This is a genomic window from Streptomyces odonnellii (assembly GCF_000981895.1).
In the GTDB taxonomy this organism is placed as follows: domain Bacteria; phylum Actinomycetota; class Actinomycetes; order Streptomycetales; family Streptomycetaceae; genus Streptomyces; species Streptomyces odonnellii.
In genome coordinates, this window is sequence record NZ_LATD01000417.1 from 1 (window position 1) to 1,629 (window position 1,629).

A 1,629-nucleotide genomic window follows, 5' to 3' on the forward strand; every position below is an offset into this window, starting at 1 on the left:
GCTGCGTGGCACCCCCGCCCCCACCGTCTCGCGGGCGGGCCGGCCACGCAGCAGCCCCGCCGCCATCACCGCACCCGCCGAGCCGAGCGCCAGGGGCAGGGTGGTCCTGGTGATCCGCGCGAGCCGGTGTTCGACGCCCACCGCCGGCCGGGCGCCCCGGCCCGCCATGGCACCGCGCCCGGCCTCGGTGGCCGCGCCGGTCGCCACGACGACGGCCCGGGCCCGCCCGGCGGCCACGGTGGTGCCCTCGTACAGCATGGACGTACGGTCCGCCAGTTCCGCGGCGAGCACCGGGCGTACGGCCTTGGCCACCGGCATGGACTCGCCGGTCAGCGCCGACTCGTCGGCCTCCAGGCCATGGCTTTCCAGCAACCGGCAGTCGGCGGGGACGACATCGCCGGAGCCGACCGTGACGACATCCCCGACCACCAGTTCCTCGGCCGGTACACCCCGCGCCTCGCCGTCCCGTACCACCCGGGCCCGTACGGCCGACCGCTGGTGCAGGCGGCGCACCGCCCGGTCGGTCATATGGCGCTGGGTGCCGCCGATGAGGCCGGAGAGACCGGTCACCGCGAGAACGATGACCGCGTCGAGGACCCCGCCGACCGCCGCCGACAGCGCCGCGCCGCCCACCAGAACGGGCGTGAGCGGATTGGCCAGTTCGGTGACGACGGCGCGGGGGAGCGAAGGGGGCTGAGCCGCGTGGTCGCCGGACCGCGAGGCACGGACGTCGGCCTGACGCTGTGTCAGGCCATCCTCCGCGCCGTCCGTTCTGGCCAGCACGGTCTCCGGAGGCATCGCGTGCCAGGGCTGCCGGGAAGCCCCGTGCACCGGCGGGCGGCGCAGGAGTTCGGCCGCGGACCAGGCGCCGTACGCGATGCCGAGCCCGGCGGCCCAGTTGACGGCCGACAGGCTGAGCGCCCCCGGTTGTCCGGACCGTCCGGCCAGGGTCATGGTGCTGCCCAGGCCCGCGGCGCCCTTGGCCAGCCACACCCCGCGGCGGGCGACCCGGCGGGCGACCCCGCAGGCCTCGACCACGATCACGGCCCCGCCGGGATCCGCGGTGTAGAGGTGGGCGCCCCAGGCGGGACGGCCCTCCGAACCGGCGATGCCCACCCCGACGTCCGCGGCGTCCAGGGCCTCCCGGTTCCGGGACACCACCAGCACTCCGGTGCCGTCGGCCTGCAGTTCGCGCACGGACGCGGCCAGCCTCTCGCCGCCGCGTACGGTGCCGTCGGTGCCGGGCACGACGGCCGGGGCGTGGCCGTCCGCCGCCAGCACCCGCAGTCCGGCCCGCCGCGCGGCGCCCACCAGCCGCTCGGCGGCCTCGTGCACCTCCGGTACGGTGCTGATCACCGCCATCAACCGGTCGCCCCGCGCCAGGCCCAGCACATGCGCGGCACCCTCACGCTCCAGACGCGCCCGCGCCCGGGCTCCCGTACGGCCGCGCAGGCTGAGCCGGTCCAACGGGCCGAGGAACCACTCGGGGCCCGGGGCCGAGCCGGAAGCGGAGGACGGCCCCGGGGCGGAGGACTCCCCCGGAGCCTTTTCCTGTGCTCGTACGGACGGCTCCTCCGCGCCCCCGCCCGCGCCCCGCTCCTGATCCGCGCTCCCGGCCCGCTCCTGATC

General features: G+C 77.5%; 1 protein-coding gene. It reads right to left on the reverse strand.

What is annotated here, in order from left to right:
* A partial coding sequence (locus tag WH07_RS31585) for a P-type ATPase (RefSeq protein WP_332836386.1) occupies nt 1–1,629 on the reverse strand: 1,629 nt, incomplete at both ends.